Source organism: Microcystis flos-aquae FACHB-1344, assembly GCF_014698375.1.
GTDB classification, from domain to species: Bacteria; Cyanobacteriota; Cyanobacteriia; order Cyanobacteriales; family Microcystaceae; genus Microcystis; species Microcystis aeruginosa.
In genome coordinates this window covers 19,766-41,842 of the sequence record NZ_JACJSW010000128.1, presented here as the reverse complement: position 1 = coordinate 41,842, position 22,077 = coordinate 19,766, and the positions used below count along the sequence as shown (strand labels likewise).

Annotated in this window: 19 protein-coding genes; 10 read left to right on the top strand and 9 right to left on the bottom strand. The window is 41.3% G+C overall.

Going from position 1 to position 22,077, the window contains the following annotated elements; translation table 11 throughout:
* The first annotated feature begins 12 nt into the window (after positions 1 to 12).
* Positions 13 to 225: a hypothetical protein gene (locus H6G48_RS26285; protein ID WP_170915331.1), complete on the top strand. Its 213-nt coding sequence runs from the start codon at positions 13 to 15 to the stop codon at positions 223 to 225.
* Between the two features lie 39 nt (positions 226 to 264).
* On the opposite strand, the gene H6G48_RS11175 is transcribed toward H6G48_RS26285, so the two are convergent.
* The 4 genes from H6G48_RS11175 to H6G48_RS11160 form a co-directional block, all read right to left on the bottom strand.
* The gene (locus tag H6G48_RS11175) at positions 265 to 663 is read right to left on the bottom strand and encodes a hypothetical protein (RefSeq protein ID WP_190721722.1); all 399 of its coding nucleotides are present in this window, start codon (positions 661 to 663) and stop codon (positions 265 to 267) included.
* A 305-nt stretch (positions 664 to 968) separates the two neighbouring features.
* Entirely contained in the window at positions 969 to 1,178 is a 210-nt protein-coding gene (locus tag H6G48_RS11170; RefSeq protein ID WP_002739214.1) for a hypothetical protein, read from the bottom strand.
* A gap of 11 nt (positions 1,179 to 1,189) precedes the next feature.
* Positions 1,190 to 2,869: a glycosyltransferase family 39 protein gene (locus H6G48_RS11165; protein ID WP_190721720.1), complete on the bottom strand. Its 1,680-nt coding sequence runs from the start codon at positions 2,867 to 2,869 to the stop codon at positions 1,190 to 1,192.
* A gap of 1 nt (position 2,870) precedes the next feature.
* Complete coding sequence (locus tag H6G48_RS11160) at positions 2,871 to 3,446, bottom strand: cupin domain-containing protein (protein ID WP_190721718.1); 576 nt, start codon at positions 3,444 to 3,446, stop codon at positions 2,871 to 2,873.
* Between the two features lie 236 nt (positions 3,447 to 3,682).
* Here H6G48_RS11160 and H6G48_RS11155 point away from each other — a divergent pair, with 236 nt between their 5' ends.
* Entirely contained in the window at positions 3,683 to 3,877 is a 195-nt protein-coding gene (locus tag H6G48_RS11155) for a hypothetical protein (protein ID WP_002738625.1), read from the top strand.
* Positions 3,878 to 4,047: 170 nt separating this feature from the next.
* Here the strand turns inward: H6G48_RS11155 and H6G48_RS11150 are convergent, their stop codons facing one another.
* A complete protein-coding gene (locus H6G48_RS11150; protein ID WP_190721716.1) occupies positions 4,048 to 5,577 on the bottom strand; it encodes a pyruvate kinase in 1,530 nt (509 codons plus the stop codon).
* Between the two features lie 596 nt (positions 5,578 to 6,173).
* On the opposite strand from H6G48_RS11150, the gene gatB reads away from it, so the two are divergent.
* Both gatB and H6G48_RS11140 read left to right on the top strand, forming a co-directional pair.
* Positions 6,174 to 7,646: an Asp-tRNA(Asn)/Glu-tRNA(Gln) amidotransferase subunit GatB gene (gene gatB / locus H6G48_RS11145; RefSeq protein ID WP_190721714.1), complete on the top strand. Its 1,473-nt coding sequence runs from the start codon at positions 6,174 to 6,176 to the stop codon at positions 7,644 to 7,646.
* A 318-nt stretch (positions 7,647 to 7,964) separates the two neighbouring features.
* Positions 7,965 to 8,615: a ParA family protein gene (locus H6G48_RS11140; RefSeq protein ID WP_158201433.1), complete on the top strand. Its 651-nt coding sequence runs from the start codon at positions 7,965 to 7,967 to the stop codon at positions 8,613 to 8,615.
* Between the two features lie 17 nt (positions 8,616 to 8,632).
* Here the strand turns inward: H6G48_RS11140 and H6G48_RS11135 are convergent, their stop codons facing one another.
* Together H6G48_RS11135 and H6G48_RS11130 are read right to left on the bottom strand one after the other, a co-directional pair.
* Complete coding sequence (locus H6G48_RS11135; RefSeq protein ID WP_190721740.1) at positions 8,633 to 9,085, bottom strand: hypothetical protein; 453 nt, start codon at positions 9,083 to 9,085, stop codon at positions 8,633 to 8,635.
* A 45-nt stretch (positions 9,086 to 9,130) separates the two neighbouring features.
* Entirely contained in the window at positions 9,131 to 9,928 is a 798-nt protein-coding gene (locus tag H6G48_RS11130; RefSeq protein ID WP_190721738.1) for a pentapeptide repeat-containing protein, read from the bottom strand.
* Between the two features lie 652 nt (positions 9,929 to 10,580).
* Between H6G48_RS11130 and H6G48_RS11125 the strand changes: the two genes are divergently transcribed.
* From H6G48_RS11125 to H6G48_RS11115, 3 genes are read left to right on the top strand one after another with little or no spacing between them, the layout of a single operon-like run.
* A complete protein-coding gene (locus tag H6G48_RS11125; protein ID WP_190721712.1) occupies positions 10,581 to 11,618 on the top strand; it encodes an AI-2E family transporter in 1,038 nt (345 codons plus the stop codon).
* A gap of 18 nt (positions 11,619 to 11,636) precedes the next feature.
* On the top strand, positions 11,637 to 12,494 hold the full coding sequence (locus tag H6G48_RS11120) for an amino acid ABC transporter substrate-binding protein (protein WP_190721710.1): 858 nt from the start codon (positions 11,637 to 11,639) through the stop codon (positions 12,492 to 12,494).
* Positions 12,495 to 12,506: 12 nt separating this feature from the next.
* On the top strand, positions 12,507 to 13,913 hold the full coding sequence (locus tag H6G48_RS11115) for a DUF2079 domain-containing protein (RefSeq protein WP_190721708.1): 1,407 nt from the start codon (positions 12,507 to 12,509) through the stop codon (positions 13,911 to 13,913).
* Here H6G48_RS11115 and miaA read toward each other — a convergent pair.
* Together miaA and ftsH3 are read right to left on the bottom strand one after the other, a co-directional pair.
* A complete protein-coding gene (gene miaA, locus H6G48_RS11110) occupies positions 13,855 to 14,802 on the bottom strand; it encodes a tRNA (adenosine(37)-N6)-dimethylallyltransferase MiaA (protein ID WP_190721705.1) in 948 nt (315 codons plus the stop codon). The two genes, H6G48_RS11115 and miaA, sit on opposite strands and share 59 nt — an antisense overlap.
* A gap of 195 nt (positions 14,803 to 14,997) precedes the next feature.
* Complete coding sequence (gene ftsH3 / locus H6G48_RS11105; RefSeq protein ID WP_190721704.1) at positions 14,998 to 16,851, bottom strand: ATP-dependent zinc metalloprotease FtsH3; 1,854 nt, start codon at positions 16,849 to 16,851, stop codon at positions 14,998 to 15,000.
* A 272-nt stretch (positions 16,852 to 17,123) separates the two neighbouring features.
* On the opposite strand from ftsH3, the gene H6G48_RS11100 reads away from it, so the two are divergent.
* Genes H6G48_RS11100 through H6G48_RS11090 form a run of 3 tightly spaced genes read left to right on the top strand, consistent with a single transcriptional unit; the run spans position 17,124 to position 21,979 of the window.
* A complete protein-coding gene (locus H6G48_RS11100) occupies positions 17,124 to 18,371 on the top strand; it encodes a sigma-70 family RNA polymerase sigma factor (RefSeq protein WP_190721703.1) in 1,248 nt (415 codons plus the stop codon).
* Between the two features lie 2 nt (positions 18,372 to 18,373).
* Positions 18,374 to 19,501 (top strand): DUF1822 family protein, encoded by a 1,128-nt coding sequence (locus H6G48_RS11095; protein ID WP_190721702.1) that lies wholly within the window; start codon positions 18,374 to 18,376, stop codon positions 19,499 to 19,501.
* Positions 19,502 to 19,516: 15 nt separating this feature from the next.
* Positions 19,517 to 21,979: a CHASE2 domain-containing protein gene (locus H6G48_RS11090; protein WP_190721701.1), complete on the top strand. Its 2,463-nt coding sequence runs from the start codon at positions 19,517 to 19,519 to the stop codon at positions 21,977 to 21,979.
* The last annotated feature ends 98 nt before the right edge of the window (positions 21,980 to 22,077 follow it).

The window sequence follows — 22,077 nt, the reverse complement described above, 5'->3', positions numbered from 1 at the left end:
TCTGGGGGCAGGGTGTGGGGTGTGGGGTGTGGGGTGTGGGGTTTGATCGATTTTCAGGTGGTCAACTACCTAATTTTCAGGGAAAAAGTACCTGAATTTTCCCCCCTATCCCCGCAATGGCTGGCACTTTTTGAGGGGAAAAAAGTCCAAAAGTCTTATCCAACAAGGTTTTTAGATTTATTCAGCAAACCCTATTTTAGGCTTTGGCTTTCTTGTTCACTCTAAAATTGAGTTGAGAATTACCACGGCCGTGGAGATATAAAATTAGAAAATACGACCACCTCGACGGTTGGGAGCTAAACCACGATTACTGGGTGTAAAGCAGTAGGCATCGCGATTGATTCGTCGAATATTCTCTTGTAAAAATCGATCACAATTGCCCTCTGGAACGATAATTGTTTGATAGAGCGATTTTCCCGATAGATTACTATAGTAAGGAATCCAAAGAATACCCAGATTTTGAAATCCATATTTGAAGTGTAGTTCTTCCCCGCGTTTCTTTGCTTCGTATTCGGTCTTCCAAGCTGACTCGGCAATTACTCGCAGACCTTCAAAATCGGCACTGTGCCAGTCAAGACGTGGAGCTGCGAAAACCTCACCGAAAAATGTACCCGAAAATGCCATGGACATCATCAATAAAGTGATTTCTTTTCTGATATTCACGAAAAATTGATAACTGAAATATTTTTTATTTTAACCTCAGTTCGAGATAAGCCGAAACCCTAATTTTACCCTAGCCAGTCAGTCCTATTCTTTCCTGAAAGTCATGGCACAATCTGCTTAACCGGAACTGACGTTATTTTAGCCAGATATCTCCTTTCTCTTCTGTCTTTTCGCCTGTTTTTGCTCTCAAAGCTCTGGCAGCCAAAATTTTGTCATCGATTGACGTTGTTAATAGTGGGATTAACTCCCCATCCAACTTTAAAAACACCCCACACCCACGAAAAACTTTTTGCCGCAAACCCTAGTTAATAACTTAACTTCAGAGCATTTACAGGTACATCATCCCAAGATTCTACGGTTCTTAAAACTGCCACCCACCCCGCTTGTTTTTGTTCGTCCGTAAGACTGGTTAACCAACTTTGATGACAATCTTTTGCCGCTTGTTCGTCTTGACAGGCAATACAAGCTTGTACTAAACCGCAGGGGTCAATCTGTTCATTTACCCAAATAATCATAGTTAATAGCCCTACTTAACTTTACTATTATAATCCATCGATCGCCCACAGAGAAACTTTTGATATTGATAACCTGTTACATAATTGGAGGATAACTCTGAAGGTTGACAGTCCGATAAATCTATTGAAGAATGGAAATTAATTAACCATAATTCAAAAGGGGGAGAAGAGGGCAGATTAAAATTTGGCTTTTGTTCTGGGTTAACTAAGATAAACTTAGGGTTTTTATCGGGAAATTTTTGGTTAAATTCCCAAGCAATTCCCATCATTTCTCCCACCTGCACCAAACTCCTATAGCTAGTGGCAATTACTAACGGATAACGGCTATTATTTTCGATAGTGGTAACTAATTTATCTGGGCGATAATACTTACGATAGCCTAAATTAAAAGTCACACTTAGGGAACTAACTAAAGCCATGATAATTACAATAATTACTATTCTTTTCCGCTGCCTTTGCCAACAATTATCTAATAAAATTGCTAGAATTAAAATTACCGAGGGAAAGTAAACAAAACTATATCTAGCTCCCCGGGTAATATCGATCGAGAGCAGATAGGTGATGACAAAAAAAATGGCAATTGAACTGAGAAAAAATGCCGAGAGAATGCCTAATTCTGGTTTATAGGATTCTAGCCACGCTGTTTTTAATTGTGGGATAATCCAGAGAAAAAAACCGATCATTATTGCCCCAGAAGTCAAGATAATTATTAAAGATTCTGATTCAACGGGGAGCAGAGAAAGCATAGTAATTAATGTTCCCAGCAATTGAAAAAAGGGGCTAATTACTGCTAAAAAACTATCATTGTCTCTCTGAATCCAACCAGTCATCTGATTGCCATAATCTTTGGGTACAAAGGTGATAAACCAAATAATAATAAAGCTCAAGTTACCTAAAAAAACTAAACTTAAACGCCACCAATTAGTTATCCAAAAGTTTTTTTGTTTGATTTGATTGAATAAAATCCATAATAAAGTTATCGCTTCCGCTAGGATAGTTAAACTAAAAAAATAGTGGACTAATAACCCTAGACAGTTGACAATTAACCAGAACAAAACCAAAGTATGGGATATTCTTTGATGGTGGATAATTTGGCCGCTTGCCCTAAGAAAACAGCCTAAAGATATGAGGACAAATACAACTGCTAAAGTATAATGGCGCGCTTCTTGGGAGATAAAAACCGCGTAGGGAGAAACCGCCATTAAAATCGCCGCTAGAAAAGCGATCGAGCCTGATTTAAAGACCAATTTACTGATAAAATAAATTAAAGGAATCGAAATAACTCCCCAAAACACTGCCAGCGATCGCATTCCTTCTAAAGACACATATTCTCCCCGATCAAAGAATAATTTATTCCAGAGATAGGCGAGAATAAAATATAAAGGTGGATGATTGTCCTCCTGAATAACTAATTTAATTACATCGGCAATAGTTGCCTGATGGTTGCTCTGGAGAGGTGCTAATAAAGTGGCGAGGGAAATTATTTGATTTAACGGCACTATCTGGTAATTATTGCCAATACTAAAAACCATAGTGGCAAATTCATCCGTCCAGGGAGGTTTGCTAGTTAATTGTGTTAACCTAATAACCAGTCCCAAAATTATTACTAATCCTAACCAGCAAAAATCAGACCAAGCTAACCGCTCCTTGCTTCTTTGTTGTAGATCAGAAATGACTGTAGATAAATTCAATTTAATTGTTATCTCCGAAAGATTCGATTATTTTAACCGCTTCCGATGGGGAAATATCCTGACGGCAATTAGGATAATCATACTCCTCCCGGGCAATTAATGCCCCACTGAGACGATAAAAATATTCTCCCATTTTCATCCAATCGGAATACAAATCGGGTTCGGGAAATTGTTGCCTTAATTCCGAGTCTTTGGGTGTACCATAATTGAGCCAGTATCCTTCTCCAAATAGTGGAGAATTGAGCGCTAGGGTTCCCTCTAATTCTAAACCATCATCGCCCCTGGCGTTTTCGATTCCTTCCACCAAAAAACAGCTATTCTCGGCATTTTCAAAGAGGACTGCGTATCCATTCCCCTCTTCTGCGAGGATTTTAATCTCGCTGGCCCGAAATCCGGGAGGGATATAGTTAGGTAAAATAATCTTAGCATCTAGCGATCGCAGTTGTTGCCGTTGACTGGCGCTCAAAGTTACCGTTTCTGCTCTCAGATATTGCCCCTTGTCAATAATAACAATAGATAATCCTAAAACTAAAGGCCAGAGAAATTTTATGGTCATAATCGCTGTTTCTAGGGTCATATTCTGGAGAATATGTCAGTTTTTAGGCAATTTACTGATTATTTAACCAGATTAATGACGAATATTGCCCTTTTCCTGTTCCCGATTCCCTATCTACCGATTCTAATCGACACAAAATCATAGCTTGTCTGTGGATTCCACTTTTTTCCACTTCTGTCACCCGGAATTATGGGACTGACATCACCCCAAACCCTCTCGTATTCTAAGGTTATCGACAGGAAAGAGAGGTAACAACCATGTTAGTCAGCCACCAAAATCCAACTTTTGTCCGTAACTACTTAATCGCAGTTATCTCCGTGGTGATGATGGGTGTGGGAGTTGCCGATCTCGTCAATAATCCCTCTCGAATCGCTCAACAAAACCGTCTTGATGGTTATGGTCGCTATGTTAGCGCTGGTTTGGTTAGTGGTGCGGTCAATAATATGCGTTAATTTGCCTCTGATTCTCAATCCTGTTTAAAAGGTGTGAGTAATTATGAATTATGAATTATGAATTATGAATTATGAACTGGGGAGAATAAATAAAAATAATCTCCTGACGACCGGCTCCTGACGACCGGCTCCTGACTCCTGACTCCTGATCACTGATAACTGAAAACTGCTTAAACCCAAGAATGGAGAGCGCGTAATTGGGGCGTTTTTTTAGCTTGGTGGCTCTGCATTCTTTGTAAAACATCATCGAGAATTGTCACCGCTTCACGGATATATTCCCCCTTATTAAGCATGACACATTCGGCTCTTTCGGCCATAGCGGCATCCGTAATCTCGGCCCGGGAAGGAATACTTTTCTTGACCAGATTTTCTAGGACTTGGGTGGCCCAAATTACCGGAATATGGGCCGCTTCGCATAACCAGAGAATTTCCTCTTGAATTTCTGCTAGTCTTTGATAGCCAATTTCTACGGCCAAATCGCCCCGGGCAATCATCACCCCAAAAGGTTGTTTACCGGCGGCATGGATGATTAATTCGGGTAGATTTTTCACGGCTAAAGGTGTTTCTATTTTGGCCACGATTGCTTTTTGTCGCCAAGCATCCCCCAAACGACTTTGTAACTCTAGCTGTAGTGTCTCGATATCGCTGGCTTTTTGCACAAAAGAGTAACCGATAATATCGGCATTTTGGGCAATAAAATCTAAATCTTGCCGGTCTTTTGCGGTCAAAGGATCGATATTTAAGACGGTATCGGGGAAATTTAGGCCTTTATCTGCTTTGAGTTTTTCCCCTTTCTCCCTGGCGTGGGTAATTTTTAGTAAAAGACCTTCTGGCATTATGGCAATAACTTCAGCCCCAATATGACCATCATCAATCCAAACTTTCGCCCCGACGGGAATTTGGGGAATAATTTCCGGTTGGGAACAATTAGCCTGAAAATACTGAGGATGGGCAGTGTGGGGGGGTTGGGTGGTTAAGAGGAGAAAATCCCCTTGATATAGTCTGGTTTGGGACTGGGGGGCTAAAATCTGTTCTAAACGGATTTTTGGGCCGGCTAAGTCCATATAAACCTTACAGGTATGTCCATTGACTAAATTTTCGGTATTTTTGACCGCCTCGCGCAGATTTTCGATCATTCCCTGCCACTCTTTGGGTCCATCATGGGCGCAATTAATGCGAATACAGTCCATCCCGCAACGCAGTAATTGAGCGATAAAATCGGGGTCGGTTGCCGCCTCCGTCGGCATTGTCACCATAATTCGCACCCGACGCCGGGGGGAAGACAGACCGAAAACTTCGGCGCTATGGGAGGCTAAAAGTTGATCTCCTTGGAAAAATGCCTCTAAAGGGGGATGTTTGGGTAATAATGAGGCTTCTTGATGACAAACCGCCCCTAAAGTGGCAATTACCGCATCGAGGGTCGGTAAAACTTTCGATTCAATCCGGCCTAGGGAAGATAATCCCCAGGGCATTAAAGCTAATTGCAAATCCCGGATATCTTCTTGTCTCAGGGCGAGATAATAGGCTAAATTACGGGTGCTAGGTTGAAAATTCTCCCTTTCAATTAGGTTTTTCCACTGCTGCAATTTCTCCTCTCCTTCCACTGTCACAAAATGCCGTAACCTTTGCAGATGATGGAGGAGAGTTTGGGGGTAGGATAATTGTTCTCGTTTGAGTTGTTCTGAGAGAGTTAAAGACATAAAATTGAGTAAAAAGTAAAAATCGTCAATTAAGTAGGGAGGCACAATTATTTGTAGGATGGGTTAGCGGTAGCGTAACCCATGCGGGCGTTGGGTTTCATACTTCAACCCAACCTACGTTCATCTTATATTTAATTCCACCCACCTACTTACTAAGGCAATACTCGCCTAGAAAATGATCACTGTCGCCGCTTATATTGCTTTTGGCCGGTTATGGGGTCAGTTCTTGGACATAATCTCTCTGTTTCTATACTAAGCAAATATCCCGTCTCTAGAAGTTAATTTTTGCTACGATTTATGGCGGTTATCTTAACGGTGAGGTGGGAAGTTTTGGTTTTCGGTGGTCGGTGGTCGATACTAAAAAAGCTAGGTTTATCGGTGAAAAATTATCGATAAGCTTCCCTGTCTTATGCCTTTGATAAAATTTAAAATAATGGCGTACATTGGCTGAATAAATTATCTTTTTTAAGCTATATTAAAGGTGCATAGAGTGATTAGTAACTACAGTATTAAGTTTTATGAAGGGAGGGAATGCTCCAGAATCGCGACTATAATGATTAAACAGATCATTCCTGTGTCGGCGAGAGCGAGAAAATATGTCTGCCACTGAATACGAAGCAATTATCGGTTTAGAAACCCACTGTCAACTGAACACCAAAAGCAAGATATTTTGTCCCTGTCCCACCAACTTCGATAGTCCCCCCAATACTAACGTCTGTCCCATCTGTTTGGGTTATCCGGGGGTATTACCCGTCCTTAACCAAGAAGTCCTGGCCAGTGCCGTTAAACTGGGATTAGCTATCGATGGTAAAATTACACCTCATAGCAAATTCGATCGCAAACAGTATTTTTATCCCGACCTGCCGAAAAATTATCAAATTTCCCAGTATGATCTCCCTATTGTCGAACAGGGTCAACTAGAAATCGAGATCGTCGATAAAAAAACTAAGGAAGTTAGCCGCAAAATTATCGGTATTACCCGTCTGCACATGGAAGAAGACGCGGGAAAACTGGTTCATGCTGGCAGCGAACGTCTCTCCGGTTCCACCCATTCCCTGGTGGATTTTAACCGTACAGGTGTACCATTATTAGAAATTGTCTCGGAACCGGATTTACGCACCGGGGCCGAAGCGGCGGAATATGCCCAAGAATTACGGCGTTTAGTGCGTTATCTCGGCATCAGTGACGGCAATATGCAGGAGGGTTCCCTGCGCTGCGATGTCAATATTTCTGTTCGCAAAAAAGGCACTAAAAAGTTCGGGACTAAGGTAGAAATTAAAAATATGAACTCCTTTAGTGCTATCCAAAAAGCCATAGAATACGAGATCGTTCGACAAATTGAAGCGCTCGAAAATGGCGAATTGATCGTACAGGAAACCCGTCTTTGGGAAGAAGCTAGTCAACGGACGATTAGTATGCGGAAAAAAGAAGGTTCTAGCGATTATCGCTATTTTCCCGAACCGGATTTACCCCCCCTAGAAGTCTCCCCCGAACAGTTAAAAGCTTGGGCGGAAGAATTACCGGAATTACCCGCTCGTAAACGTCGTCGTTATGAAGAAGAATTTGGTCTTTCCGCCTACGATGCCAGGGTTTTAACCGATGATCGCACCGTGGCCGAATATTTTGAAACTGCTGTAATTGCGGGGGCCAATGCCAAATTAGTCGCTAACTGGATCAGTCAAGATATCGCCGCTTATTTGAATAATAATAAGCTGACGATCACAGAAATTGCCCTGCAAGCGTCAGACTTAGCCGAATTAGTTAAACTGATTGAAACGGGAACAATTAGTGGCAAAATTGCTAAGGAAATTTTACCAGAACTTCTCACTCAAGGCGGTTCACCTAAAGCGCTGGTGGAAAAGAAAGGATTAATACAAATTTCTGACAATTCTGCGATCGAAAAACTGATCGAGGAAATTATCGCCTCCCATCCAAGCGAGTTAGAAAAATTCCGGGCGGGTAAAACCAATCTTAAGGGATTTTTTGTCGGTCAAGTCATGAAAAAAAGCGGCGGTAAAGCCGATCCTAAATTAACTAGCCAAATCTTAGATCAAAAACTTTCTGGTTAGTTATATTCAGTGATCAGTGATCAGTAAACAGTAATCAGTGGGGAGCTTTTTTTCAGTGATCAGTAAAAAGTAAACAGTAATCAGTGAACTTAAAACTCAAATCTGATAACTGATAACTGATAACTGATAACTGGTAACTGATAACTGATAAGTAGCTGGTTATAATTAAATTGAAGATAGATTTTAGGTTCGATCCCCCCTGCCCCCCTTGATAAGGGGGGTGCCGGTAGGCGGGGGGATCCCCCCTTAATAAGAGGGGCATCTGATAACTTTTAACGCCTACTTACTTAACTGATAACTGATAACTGATAACTGAAAATGACCTCGCAATTAAAGCCTAATAGCCCAAAAATCCTCGCTGTTGTCAACGGTAAAGGTGGTGTGGGTAAAACCACCACTGCGGTCAATTTAGCGGCAATTTGGGGGCAGAATCAGCGTGTTTTGCTGGTGGATGCGGATCCGCAGGGTTCCTCCACTTGGTGGGTAGAAAGAAATCAAGCGGGTATGGTATTTGATTTAGCCAAGCAAATTAATACAGAGAAATTAGGAGAATTGCGTCAAATTATCGAGTACGATCTGATCGTGATTGACACACCACCAGCTTTGCGCTCCGAATTACTTACCGCAGTAATAGCAGAATCAGATTATTTAATTTTACCGACTCCTCCCGCACCGATGGATTTAATGGCTTTAATTGACACGGTACGCACGGCAGTTAAACCCCTAGGAATTTCCTATCGGGTTTTGTTAACGAAAGTGGATTCCCGTAGTCTTAAGGAAACTTTGGAAGCACAAAATACTTTATTAGAATTAGGTATTCCTGCCTGTCATGCTTTTGTCAGAAATTATAAGGCCCACGAAAAAGCCGTTTTAGACGGGGTAGCTATTACCAATTGGCGCGGTAAAAATGCCCAAGAAGCCAGCGCCGATTATCGTCGTGTGGCCGAAGAATTAGAACGGGATTGGTAGATTTATCGACAGGTTTTCTAAGCACAATATTTTTGCAGTAAAGAAATCACTAAATCTAGACCATCGGGCTGAACTTGAACAGTATAGGCTTCCGCTTCAATTTGTCTGCTAAAACCCTGATAATTCATAAAAAATCTTCTGGTCATTGCCGGTGGTTCTATGGCTAAATTAAGAGCTTTAACTGTTTTGCCTCCATGACAAAGTTGAGCGGCATGGACAGCTTCATGAATTAATGTTGGTCGGGCAATACCTAAGTCAAAAACTAGGGGATGAATCCAAATAATTCTAGTTTTACTATCAAATAAACCGTAGGCTCCTCGCACTGGTGGCGGGGCAATTTTGACGATGAAATTGTGTTTTTCTAAAGCTTTCTGCAGCCGGAGAAAATCAGGAGCTGCCGCCGATAAATTTTCTCCTGCAGCTAATTGCATCCCTAGAAAAACAGCAGCGATTGTGTAATAAATGCCCATCAGGTGATAGTTCATATTAAAGGGACATCAAAATTAGCAAGAGGTCTATTGATGAATCGAACCATCGGGGAGAATTGTTCCTGTTAAAATTGCCCCGGTTAATTTCACCATAATACGCTTACCAAAGCCAATTTTTGCCCCGCGTAAATCCGCCCCACTTAAATCCACCCCGCTTAAATCCGCCCCGATGAGATTGGCTTCCTGTAAATTTGCGCCTTTAAGATTAGCTTCGAGGAGATTGGCGCGAAAAAGATTAGCTTTGTACAGATTAGCTTTTTCTAGGTTAACTTTGTGCAGGAAGCTATCGCTTAAGTCGGCATGGCTTAAATCTGCCCCGATGAGACTGCGACTAGAGAGATCTTTTTCTTTCAGGTTAGCCCCCTGTAAATCGGCTCCGTTTAAATCCCGATAGTGAGGACGCCAGGCACCCTGATTGTGAACCTGATGGTTATTCTGGGAGTGGCTCTGTTGACTATGAGTTTGTTGACTGTGGGTTTGTTGACTCTGGGTTTTATGACTGTGGGTTTGGGAATTTTGGCTGGGTTGGCTAGGGTGAGGCTGATAGGGGGAAGCAGTTTTATAGGCGTGGGCGGGCTGTTTTTCAGTTTTAGGGGCGGAATTGGAGCGTTTAGAAGAATTTTGATGAATTTGCCGCAATTGTTCCCTAGCTTGGTTAATTTCTTGCAGTTTAGCGGTGGCTTTTTCCAAAAGACGCTGATTATCTTTGGGAATGCGATCGGGATGCCAAATAAACACCAAATCTTTGTAGGCTTGATTGATCTCATCGAGAGATGCCCCATGATCTAACCCTAAAACTTTATAGTATCGCTCCAATTCTTTCATCATCGAAGTCCTAATACAAGGATAAAAGCATTAATGGCCACAATTTCTCTGAGTCTTGTCGGATTTTCTAGGAGAGGATTTCTTTCAGGATAATTTGACTCTGGGAGAGTTGCCATAAAATTTGAGAAAATGTCTGGTAATTAAGAAAATCTCGTTTTTCTATCCTGTTTTGATGCGTAACTGTATAGCACATAACAGCAAAATTAGCAAATTATTGATACAAAACTTAATTTATGCTGTTGGGGGTTAGGGAGAGGGAAGTGGGGAGATTTGGTCAGTTATCAGTGAACAGTAAACAGTAATCAGTGAAAAGACAGCACTGTTGCTGTCATCCATATACTGCTCACTTAACACTCCAGGTTCTTCGGTTTGTGTTATGCAATGGACGGGGTTATAAGGGATGAAACCCTTATAGAGAAAGACATGGCTGCGATTTTTGCCAATTGTTTTCACTCTAGAACGAACTAATCAATTAAGTCTCTTGCCAGATAAGGATTTAGTCGATTTATGCCACCCGATGGAACCATCCCAAGTAACGAAGAACCAGAGTCCCACTGATAACTGGTAACTGATAACTGATAACTGATAACTGAAAAAGCTGACGACCGACTGCTGTATGATAAAACTTGTCCCGATAGGATAAATCAAGGTTGTGAAATTTGGTCAGTGGTTGGGGTTTATCTGTTTAATAATGGCTCTGTATGTATTGTGGCAGATTCGACAGCTGTTATTATTGATTTTTATGGCGATCGTGTTTACCGTAGCCTTAAATAGATGTGCGAAAGGATTGCAGAGATTAGGGATTAAAAGGGGGTTGGCTATTTTAATTACCCTGCTGACGAGTCTAGCAATTGTGATTTTATTTTTTATAATTATTGTTCCCCCCTTTATCGAACAGTTTCAAAAATTAATTGAACTTTTACCACAAGCTTGGGATTTAGTCCGCAATAACTCGATTCAATGGCGACAACAGTTTCAATTTGATTGGTTGCCACCGCTGCCTAATTTAACTGATTTAGTCCAGCAGTTACAACCTTTAGGAACCTTTGTTTTTAGGAACTTTTTTACCTTCTTTTCTAACTCAGTTGCGGCAATTTTGCAATTATTATTCGTGCTGGTGTTAGCAATGATGATGTTAGTCAACCCCCAACCCTATCGACAAGCTTTCTTAAAATTATTTCCTCACTTCTATCGTCGTCGCGCCGAGGAAATTCTGACCCGGTCGGAAGCAGGTTTAGGTAATTGGTTGTTGGGAATTGCCATTAGTTCAACTATGGTAGGATTATTAAGTGGTTTCGGTCTTTTCGTTCTACAAATTAAGCTAGTTCTCGTTCATGCTATCCTAGCAGGATTGCTCAATTTTATCCCTAATATCGGACCGACTGCTAGTGTGATTTTTCCGATCCTCATTGCTGTTATCGATGCACCTTGGAAAATTGTCGCTATTCTGATTCTCTATTTTATTATCCAAAATGTCGAAAGTTATTTGCTGACACCCACTGTCATGGCTAAACAGGTATCTTTACTACCGGCAATTACCCTAATCGCTCAAATTTTCTTCGCTCAAATATTTGGCATCTTAGGTTTATTATTGGCTTTACCTTTGACAGTGGTAGTAAAAACATGGTTAGATGAATTATTATTTAAAGACATTTTAGATCAATGGGATCAAGTCCATAACAAATCTTAAATAATCTCGGCAAAAGTCATGAAATTAATCATTCTTACTCTCGTTATTTTATCTAATTTTTTTGCTCCCCTCCCAGCTAAGTCGGAAACGGTTCTAGAAAAAATTAAACGCACGGGATTATTAGAAGTAGCGATGAGAGAAGATGCCATTCCTTTTGGCTATCGAGATAGTAATAATAATTTGCAGGGATTATGCTTAGATTTTATCCAATTGCTTAGAGAGGAGCTTAAGCAAAAATTAAACCTCCAAATCATCAGTGTCAAAATTTATAAATCGACTTTATTTAATCGCTTCCAGTTATTGGAAAATAAAACCGTTGATTTCGAGTGTGGTCCCAATAGTATCAGAAAAAATATACCTGATGGTGTCAGTTTTTCTCGTCCTTTTTTTGTCACGGGAACTCAGTTTTTAGTGAGGAGTGATAATCAGAAGAATTTTAACTTTTCTTCGTCCTTAGAAGGTATAAGTATTGGAGTTTTGCGAGATACCAGCACTCAAGAATTATTAAGACAAAAATATCCTCTTGCTACCTATCAAGAATTTCAAGGAGTGACGGGAAGACTGCGGGGTATCCAAAGTTTAAGAAGGAATAGAATAGATGCTTTTGCTAGTGATGGTATTCTGCTCATTGGAGAAGCTGTCATTCTCGGTTTATCCTTAGAAAAAGATTATAAACTTATCCCGCGCAATCCTTTAAATTGTGATTATTATGGTTTCATTCTTCCCGCTAATGATCCCCAATGGCAAGAGTTTATTAATGGGGTTATCGTCACCAGTGAGAACAGAAATATTTTTAAAACATGGTTTACTGAAGTTGCTTCCTATTTTATACATACCTGGCAGTATTGTCGTAATAACCCCGAAAAATCCCAGTGAAACTTAACGATTATGCCACAAAAAAATGATTTATTTTGGTTAGTTAGTTCCAGTACAATAATCCTGTTTGTTTGCAGTGCTATCAGACATATTTTATTTCAATCTAATGCTCTCGATCTTGGTTGGTTCGATCAGGGAGTTTACTTAATTTCTCAAGGTAAACCACCGATTATATCTTTTGTGGACTACCATATTTTAGGCGATCACATCGCTTTTATTCTCTATCCTATAGCCTTACTTTATAAAATTTATCCTAGCGTTTATTGGCTGCTTTTCTTACAAGCTTTTTCCCTTTCTCTTGGTGCTTTTACCATCTGGCAATTGGCAATAGAAGCGGGATTAAAAGAAAAACAAGCTTATACATTAGCCTTAGTTTATCTGCTCTATCCCCTAATTTTTAATGTTAATCTCTTTGATTTTCATCCCGAAGTTATCGCAGTGCCAGCGATTTTTTGGACAATTTTAGCGGCAAGATTAAATAATCTCTGGGGATTTTGTCTAGGAATCATTATTATTCTCGGTTGTAAAGCAATTCTCTCTTTAACATTGTTGGGAATGGGTATCTGGTTACTTCTCTGGGAAAAGAAAAAAACCCTAGGAATAATTGCTATGATTAGCGGCATTCTTTGGTTTATTATCACCACGAAATTATTAATCCCTCTCCTGACAGGAAAATCAGCAGTTATTGAAATGGCCGATTCTCGATATAGTTATCTAGGAGATAGTTTACCAGCAATTATCTTTAATCTTTTCCTCAAACCCGATCTTGTCTTGGGAAAAATCTTTACTGGCCATAATCTAGAATACCTAATCCTATTATTTATTCCCTTAGTTTGGGGTTTATCCTGGCGCTATTCTGCCCCAATAATTGCCGCTATTCCCGCACTCGCTTTAAATTTATTAGCAGATCATGCCCCACAAAAAAACTTAACCACTCAATATTCCCTGCCAATTTTGCCCTTTTTATTTCTAGCGGTTATCGCCACTTTAGCCCATAATAGCAGCTGGTTGAAGCAGCCTAAATGGATAATTACTTGGGCAATTATTGCCTTTTTTGCCTTAGCTAAATACGGCTATTTTTGGTCACTGTATTTAAATTCCCTCGATACTTGGTCCGCCACCCAAAAAGCTCTAACCCAAATTACCACCAGTGAGAGTGTCTTGACTACTTCTAGAATTGCCCCCCATCTTACCCATCGAGAAATGATCAAATTAGCGATCGAAGGTTCCCAATCCCTAGATTTAAATCAATTTAATTATATCCTACTCGATCGCCGTCATCCCGGTTGGTCTAGTTCATCAGAACTAATTGATGCTCACTTAAATAAACTCAATCAAAATGAGAACTTCCGGTTAATCTTTAATCAGGATGATGTGTTTTTATATCGGGCCTTGACAACCCCTCAAGAAAAAAAATAATTTGTCGTTCCACCGATTCCAATAAATTTTCTTTATCGACGGGAAACCAGATAATATCAGCATCGGCACGAAACCAAGTGCGCTGACGTTTGGCAAATTGACGGGTGTGGAGGATAATTAGATCGATCGCCTGTTCTAAAGAAATTTCCCCGAGCAGATATTGCTTAATCTCTGCATAACCCAAAGTCTGCAAAAGTGGCAAATCCCAACCGTATTTATCCCCCAAATTCTGCACCTCTGCTACTAATCCCCTGGCGATCATTTGATGAGTACGAACAGTGATCCGCTTGCCTAAACTTTCTGGGGAACAATCTAAACCAATTTGTAAAATCGGATAAGTGGGAGGATTTTCTCCCTGCTGACTAGAGATAGGTTTTCCTGTCAGATAAAAAACCTCTAAAGCGCGTAAAGTCCTTACCTGATCATGGGGATGAATTTTTTTAGTTGCCTCCTCATCTACCTGCGTCAGAATTTGATAAAGATAGGATTGCCCTAAAGCTTGTAATTGCTGTCTTAAATCCGCTTGAGGAGAAACCCTCGGTATTTTTAAACCTTTGACAATGGACTTGATATAAAGTCCCGTACCACCAACCAAAAACAGGGGAGAATAGTGGAGATTGTTGATTAAATCCTCAGCTTGTTCTTGGTACTGTGCTAGGGTAAAATTATCTTGAGGATCACAAATATCAATTAGATAATGGGGAATCCGCTGACATTCTTCTAAGCTAGGTTTAGCGGTACCAATATTAAATTCTCGATAGATTTGTCGGGAATCGGCACTGAGAATTACTGAATTAAACTTTTCAGCCAATTGTAGTGCTAAACTGGATTTTCCTGTGGCAGTTGCCCCACAAATAACAATTAAAATAGGTAAAGAGGAAGTAGTCATCAATGCTACATGACAGTGAACAGTAAACAGTAATCAGTGAAAAGACAGGAATGTTAAGCTAAGACGCATTTAAACAGGGTATTGTTAAGCTGATTAACAGCTTATCAGCAAGAAATTAAGTTTGTCATTAATTTTCATTTAACAAAAAAAACAGCACCCATCAGGATGCTGTTTGTCAAGAAAATGTTACAAAACTTAAGCTAAAGCCGCCATTTTCACATCGTTATGAGCGAGGATATTTTGTAACTCCTCCGCGTCCACGGTTTCTTTTTCCACTAACATTTGTGCTAACTGGTCCAAGATGGCGCGGTTATTGACTAAAACCTCTTTAGCGCGACGATAGGCCTGTTCCACTAGGTTACGCACTTCCTCGTCAATAGCTGCCGCAGTTTCATCGGAGAAATCTCGATCGGAAGCGATATCACGACCTAGGAAAACATTACCATTTTGACGACCTAAGGCCACCGGCCCCAGGCGATCGCTCATGCCGAAACGAGTTACCATTTGCCGCGCTACTCGTGCCACCTGTTGCAGGTCATTAGAAGCACCCGTAGTCACTTCTTCCTCACCGAAGATAATTTCTTCCGCTAAACGACCCCCCAAAGCTACAGCCATCTGATTTTGCAGATAAGCGCGAGAATATAACCCGGATTCCATGCGATCCTCGCTGGGAGTGAACCAAGTTAAACCCCCAGCGCGACCGCGAGGAATAATACTAATTTTTTGGACGGGATCATAATCCGGCATTAAAGCACCCACCAAAGCGTGACCAGCTTCATGGTAAGCAACTAAAGTTTTGCGTTTTTCACTCATGACGCGATTTTTCTTCTCAGGACCGGCCAAGACACGATCGATCGCATCGTTGATCTCATCCATGGAAATCTCGGTTAAATTGCGACGTGCGGCTAAAATTGCGGCTTCGTTGAGCAAATTAGCCAGATCCGCACCGGTAAAACCGGGGGTACGACGGGCGATTTTATCGAGATCCACGTCTTGGGCCAAAGTTTTGCCTCTGGAGTGGACATTAAGGATTTCCTTACGGCCAGCGTAATCGGGACGATCCACCACCACTTGGCGATCGAAACGACCCGGACGTAATAAAGCGGCATCCAGCACATCAGGACGGTTAGTGGCGGCGATAATGATAATACCTGTATTACCTTCAAAACCGTCCATTTCCGTTAATAATTGGTTGAGGGTTTGTTCCCGTTCATCGTTACCCCCCCCTAAACCGGCGCCCCGTTGACGACCGACAGCATCAATCTCATCGATAAAGACGATACAAGGTGCATTCCCTTTCGCTTGTTCAAATAGGTCGCGGACGCGAGAAGCACCCACCCCGACGAACATTTCCACGAATTCCGAACCGGAAATGCTAAAAAACGGGACTCCTGCTTCTCCAGCTACTGCGCGAGCAAGCAGGGTTTTACCTGTCCCCGGAGGACCGACTAAAAGGACTCCTTTGGGGATTTTTGCCCCAATTGCCGTGAAGCGATCGGCATTTTTCAGGAAGTCCACCACTTCGTTTAATTCTAATTTTGCCCCTTCAATCCCGGCCACATCACCGAAAGTAACCTGGGTTTGGGGTTCCATCTGTACCCTTGCTTTCGATTTGCCGAAGTTCATCGCTTGGGAACCGGGGCCACTTTGAGCGCGACGGAGCAAGAAAAATAGACCAACAAGAAGCAATATAGGGAAAAATAGGCTACTGAAGGCTCTTACCCATACTCCTTCTTCTCTTTGGGGCAGTACGGAAATATCAACGTTATTTTCTGCCAAGATGTTGATTAATTGCGGATCGTTGGGCAGGTTAACTAATACATTTGCTCCATCTTGGGTGGGTACGATCGCTCGTTGCCGGTCAGCACTTAAGCGCACGGTTTCTACTTTACCTTCCCGCACTTCCTGTAAAAATTCGCTATACTTCCAAGTTTGTTGCACTGCTGGCTGGCGATCGAAGAAAGCTGAGGCCAAGGCAAGGACTACGATTAACAATAGGGCATATAGTCCCGCATTGCGCCATTTTTTGTTATTACCGTTTTTGTTCACGCTGTCGAACTCCTGATAAATTGAGGATGATCTTATCGGTTGTCAAGGGGTTGTTAATTTATGTTAACGTTTCTCAGGAACAGTGGACAGGTTTTTTTTTAATATGCCCGTTCTGGTCCTCCCTGGGGGTTAGCTGTTGGGGGTGGGGGAGTATGTCAATGTGACTCTCCTAGACCGAGTAAGATCACTTAGTAAGCAAATGCCAAAATACTGCATAAAAGCTGCAAGTGGAACGATAGAGAGTTTAGTTGACCTCCACGGGGACTAGCTAGATGAAAAAACGAGAGACTTTGCTGGAGAAGTTTTGTTGCTTTTTAGTTTTGCAGCAAAATAGGACAGAATGGAATTGCGATCGGCGTTTGCGTCGTAACATGGAAAGCTATGGCCCAATCGATCCTAATGTCGATTCAGAGGAGTATTGGGCCCTATTCTTTCAGCAACAGTATCAGAATCCCGGTTCCAAAAATCATCTTTTCCGTGGGCATTTATACGCTTATTTGCAGGAACCTTGCTACTGGGCTGCTGCCGAAATCTATCAAAAATATCAAGCTAAACTAGATTATCAGATCGAAGACTACTTTAACGAAGGAATTCTTGGTTTTGAGGCTATCTTAGCTGACTTTAAGCCTTTATTCTCCACTCGCTTCGATAATTTTGCCACTCAGAGGATTAAATATCGCTTAATCGATCGCATCCGTCAGATCAGTCAAGCATTCGGCCATAATACTTGGAGCCTACTACTTAATTCTACCGGAGCGCGTCTCAGCCAAGCTCTCCGGGCGAGGGGATTAGTGGGGGAAACTCTCGAAAATTACCTTTTAGCTTGGGATTACTATAAAGAAATTTATGCCCAGGCAAAAATAAAAACCGATGGTAAAATTCAGGAACCTAGTCCAGAAATCTGGCAAAAAATCGCCGCTGCTTATAACTCGGATAGCCACTCTACCATCAAAATCAATTCTGCGACAATTACCCGATGGTTAAAGGATGCGGGACAAGCTATTTTTGATCATTTATTTCCCCAAGGAAAAACAATTTCCCTACAGCAACCTTTAGGGGGTGAGGAAAGTAGCACGAGGGAAGAAATGATCGAAGATACTGATCATGATACCCCTTGGCAGCAATTAGAAGCGGCGGAAAATTTTCGCGAGTCGCAACAAAACCACCAAAAAATTCTAGCTTGGTTAGGGGCAGAAATTCAACAGATTTGTCAGCAGCCGCAACAGGCAAAACTGCATCCGCAAATTCAGTTAATTCTAGAGATGACTTATGGTTCAGGGTTGGGACAAGTGGCAATTGCCGCTAAGATTACAGAAATCACCACGGTAGTTATCAAACAATATCAGGTTTCTAGGGAACTGGATAAAGTTTATCGTCACCTCGCTAAAAAGTTTTTACCCTGGGCCAGCGAAAACCTGCATATTTCTTTCCAGTCTCACGATAGAGAAGTTATTAGTAAGGCAATAGAACCATGGCTAACATACTACTATCAAACCAGCGCAACAACTCAGGAGGATTAATTATGGTTAATGATTGGTTAGAACTAACTCCTGATAGCATTTGGCTAGAAATACCCGCCGATATTCAAGAGATAAGTTGGGCAAAAAGTGCCAGTTTTACTGATGCCAGTATTCGTCAGAGATTTTATGTTAATTATCTCTGTCAACAAGTTATTTTTAACTATCTACAGTCAGGGATGACTGGGGTTAGCTTAGTAGAAAATCAAGAGGATTTCTGGCAACTAGGAGTTAATGGTTTTACCGTTAAATTAGGCGAAAAGTCAGTAATAGTTATTGCCAGCGAAACTCTGGATCTAGAAGCGATCGAAATTCCTCAAGAATGGGTAGATATTCCTCAATTAATTGGTGATTATTATCTAGCTGTACAGGTAAACACTGCCGAAAGTCATCTGAGAATTTGGGGTTATACTACCCATAAAGATATTAAGGAAAAAGGACAATATATTAAGCGTAATCTTAACTACTCTCTACCGAGAAATCAACTGCAATCAGGATCAGATTCTTTGGATTTATGGGGAGAGTGTCAATTACAACCAGTTAAGATTGAACGGGAAAAGATGGAAGAAAAACTATCTTTAGATAGATTGACAACCTTGATCGACATCTTAGCTAATCCTCAGTTAATCTTTCCCAGAAAAGCCGTTACTTTTCAAGAATGGGCAGCAGTTATCGTCAATAGTAACTGGAGAAAAATTTTAATTACCCGTCGGCAAAAATCCCCCGTCAAGTTAACCAATTGGTTTGCCGATAATTTCCCCATTGATTGGCAAAGTATCCTCAATTTTAGCTCACTGTCACTGGTTCCAGCATTCAAAAATACAGAAATTAAACGCATCAAAGATTTAGGAGTAGAATTACTGGGAAATCCCCTCGCTTTGATGATTACTATCGCTAAAATTGAAGAAATATTTAGCCTGCAAGCGACTGTTTACCCCACGGGAGAAACAAGCACTTTACCCCCCCATTTAAAATTAAGTATTCTCACCGAAACTGGTCAAGTTTTTCGAGAAGTAATTGCCACAGATAACGATGAATTTATTCGTTATCGATTTGATGCTGAATTGGGGGATAAATTCTTTATTGAAGTGGCTTTAGAATCGGCAAGAGTAACCGAATATTTACAAGTGTAAGCGAGGAAAAACTTAATGATTAAACTCTTAACTCTCGAACTAGATGGCACATTCGATCGGGGATTTAAAGCAAAATTAGAAATTCGTCCCGATCTTAATTCTCGTCCCCAAACTGTGATCAAAGCAAGGCTACCAGCTAATTTAGAGTTATTAACTCTTTACCGTCAATGGCAACGTCACTATAGTGAATTAGAGGGATTTTTTAAAGTCTTAAAAGATAGCAATCCCCAGCAAATTACCAATAGTTCTCAGCAGAGTTTAGTCTTTAAAAACTGCCAAGAAAAAGCCAAATTATTTGAGGATAACTTAAACAAATGGTTGAATAATAGCCCAGAATTTGAACCGATCAAAACCGCAATTCTGCGCTCTGGCAATAACTTTCGTATCTGGTTACAAACCGATAATATTTGGCTGCAAAGATTCCCCTGGGAAAAATGGGAAATCCTCCAAAATACTGGCGCAGATATAGCCATTATTGTCTCAGAATACGATACCTTAGCCAGACAATTAAGAAATCATGAAAAAATTCGGATTTTAGCCATTTTAGGCTATGCCACCGACTTAAGATTTCTCGAAGAAGATCGCAAAACTTTAGACGATATTGCGGGAAAAGCAGGAGCCGAAATTATCTGGGAAAAAGCCCCTCACCCGCAAAAATTAAATCAGTTATTGCGTCAAGAAACTTGGAATATTCTCTTTTTTAGCGGTCATAGTGCCAGTACAGAAGATGGCCAAGATTGCGAAATTCAACTAACAGAAACTCATAAATTAAAGATAGCTGATTTTAGCTTTTCCCTGGGAGAAGCCACTAAAAACGGGTTAAAGTTAGCGATATTTAACTCCTGTGATGGTATCGGTTTGGCACAACAACTATCCCGGGAAAAAGGGATGGCATTACCCCATCTAATCTTTATGCGCGAGAAATTACCCGATCCCGTTTCTCCCAAATTTCTGCAATACTTTTTAACCGCTTTTACCAATAATAAATCTCTCTATAGCGCCGTACATGAAGCCCAAAAAAATCTCCACGATGACTGGGAAAAAGACTATCCCTGTGCCAGTTGGCTGCCCGTAGTTTGCCCCAATCCCACCGAAGAACCCCCCACTTGGCATAGTTTCAGTAACTCCCCTCAAAAACAACAAAATTGGCGACGATTTGCTCTAACTTTCGGTTTAGGTTTAGCCGTAACGATGACAGTCTTAGCAATAAGAGAAACAGGAATTTTAGAACCCTTAGAATTAAATATTTATGATCGCCTGATGCAACTAAAACCCAAAGATAAACCCGATGACAGATTATTAATTATTACCATTGATCGCCAAGATTGGGCCTATCAAGATCGCATGGGTATGAAAAGACCAACAATACCAGGAAGCGATCAAAAACGTTCCCTCGCAGGAGAAGCATTATCGCAGCTTTTAAATAAATTACTGCCCTACGAACCGCAAATTATCGCCTTAGATATCCTCCGTCCCATCGCTGCCAGTCAAGATTATCCACCCCTAGCCAAACAATTACAAAATACTCCTAATTTTATCTCGATTTGTAAGTTTAATAATTACCCGCAACCGGACGGATTTCCCCCACCCCCGGAACTGCCAAAAAATCAGAGTGGTTTTAGTAACATAGTCCCAGACGAAACCATTGCCGGAGTTCCCCGAATTCGTCGTTTTTTATATCAGGCAAAACTCGATCGCACCTCTCCCTGTCTTCCCCCGGATTCTTTGGCCAAAGTTGACTCAATGTCCTGTAATTTTAAAGATTATGCTCCTAGTTTTAGTCTCCTAATTGCCAAACGATATCTAGAATCCCAGAATCAAGATTTTGACTGCAATAAACTGGAGCGGGGAATTCTAGAAATTAATATCGGGGATACTCATCTCGGTGACTGGCTACAATCCAACCGCGGCCCCTACAGAACCAGTCAATCCGATACCCGATCCGGCCGTCAAGTTATGCTCGCTTACCGTCGAATCGCCGATAATGGCATCGATGCAATCATAAAAATTGCCCCGAAAAAATCTCTCCGACAGGTTTTAGATCCGGGTTTTAATTCCGAATCAGTCCGGGAAAAAATTGTCCTGATTGGAGTAACAGAACCCGGGATCGATGATTTTTTAACCCCCTTTAGTCGCAACCCATCGGAAGCAATTCCGGGGGTTTATTTGCACGCGCACGCGGTCAGTCAAATTCTCGATACAATGACAGGAGAACGTACCTCGATCGCTTTCTGGAATCCCCTACAGGAGGCTTTCTGGGTGCTGGGTTGGTCCCTGGTGGGGGGATTATTAACGTGGCGTTTTCTTCGGGTAAAAACGGTACTTTTGACAGTGGCGATCGCTATGATTTCCCTCACCGGTATCGGTTGGCTTCTCTTTAGTTATTTCGGTCTCTGGGTTCCGATTATCCCCCCAGCGATCGCACTTCTCACCACCTCCGGTATCTTCTTTTTTCTTCGTTCTTACTACTTAAAATAGCTAGGTAAGGCTTGCTGAAAAAGTACGGGCGAAGCATTCGGATAGAAAATCTCCGGTTTCACCGATAGGTTATTGCCCGAATGCTTCGCCCCTACAGG

Excerpts from the sequence above, each read along its gene's own strand:
- H6G48_RS11170 (WP_002739214.1), bottom strand. The coding sequence starts at position 1,178 with ATGATTATTTGGGTAAATGAACAGATTGACCCCTGCGGTTTAGTACAA.
- H6G48_RS11160 (WP_190721718.1), bottom strand. The coding sequence starts at position 3,446 with ATGACCCTAGAAACAGCGATTATGACCATAAAATTTCTCTGGCCTTTA.
- H6G48_RS11155 (WP_002738625.1), top strand. The coding sequence starts at position 3,683 with ATGTTAGTCAGCCACCAAAATCCAACTTTTGTCCGTAACTACTTAATC.
- H6G48_RS11150 (WP_190721716.1), bottom strand. The coding sequence starts at position 5,577 with ATGTCTTTAACTCTCTCAGAACAACTCAAACGAGAACAATTATCCTAC.
- gatB (WP_190721714.1), top strand. The coding sequence starts at position 6,174 with ATGTCTGCCACTGAATACGAAGCAATTATCGGTTTAGAAACCCACTGT.
- H6G48_RS11140 (WP_158201433.1), top strand. The coding sequence starts at position 7,965 with ATGACCTCGCAATTAAAGCCTAATAGCCCAAAAATCCTCGCTGTTGTC.
- H6G48_RS11135 (WP_190721740.1), bottom strand. The coding sequence starts at position 9,085 with ATGGGCATTTATTACACAATCGCTGCTGTTTTTCTAGGGATGCAATTA.
- H6G48_RS11130 (WP_190721738.1), bottom strand. The coding sequence starts at position 9,928 with ATGAAAGAATTGGAGCGATACTATAAAGTTTTAGGGTTAGATCATGGG.
- H6G48_RS11120 (WP_190721710.1), top strand. The coding sequence starts at position 11,637 with ATGAAATTAATCATTCTTACTCTCGTTATTTTATCTAATTTTTTTGCT.
- H6G48_RS11115 (WP_190721708.1), top strand. The coding sequence starts at position 12,507 with ATGCCACAAAAAAATGATTTATTTTGGTTAGTTAGTTCCAGTACAATA.
- miaA (WP_190721705.1), bottom strand. The coding sequence starts at position 14,802 with ATGACTACTTCCTCTTTACCTATTTTAATTGTTATTTGTGGGGCAACT.
- H6G48_RS11100 (WP_190721703.1), top strand. The coding sequence starts at position 17,124 with ATGAAAAAACGAGAGACTTTGCTGGAGAAGTTTTGTTGCTTTTTAGTT.
- H6G48_RS11095 (WP_190721702.1), top strand. The coding sequence starts at position 18,374 with ATGGTTAATGATTGGTTAGAACTAACTCCTGATAGCATTTGGCTAGAA.
- H6G48_RS11090 (WP_190721701.1), top strand. The coding sequence starts at position 19,517 with ATGATTAAACTCTTAACTCTCGAACTAGATGGCACATTCGATCGGGGA.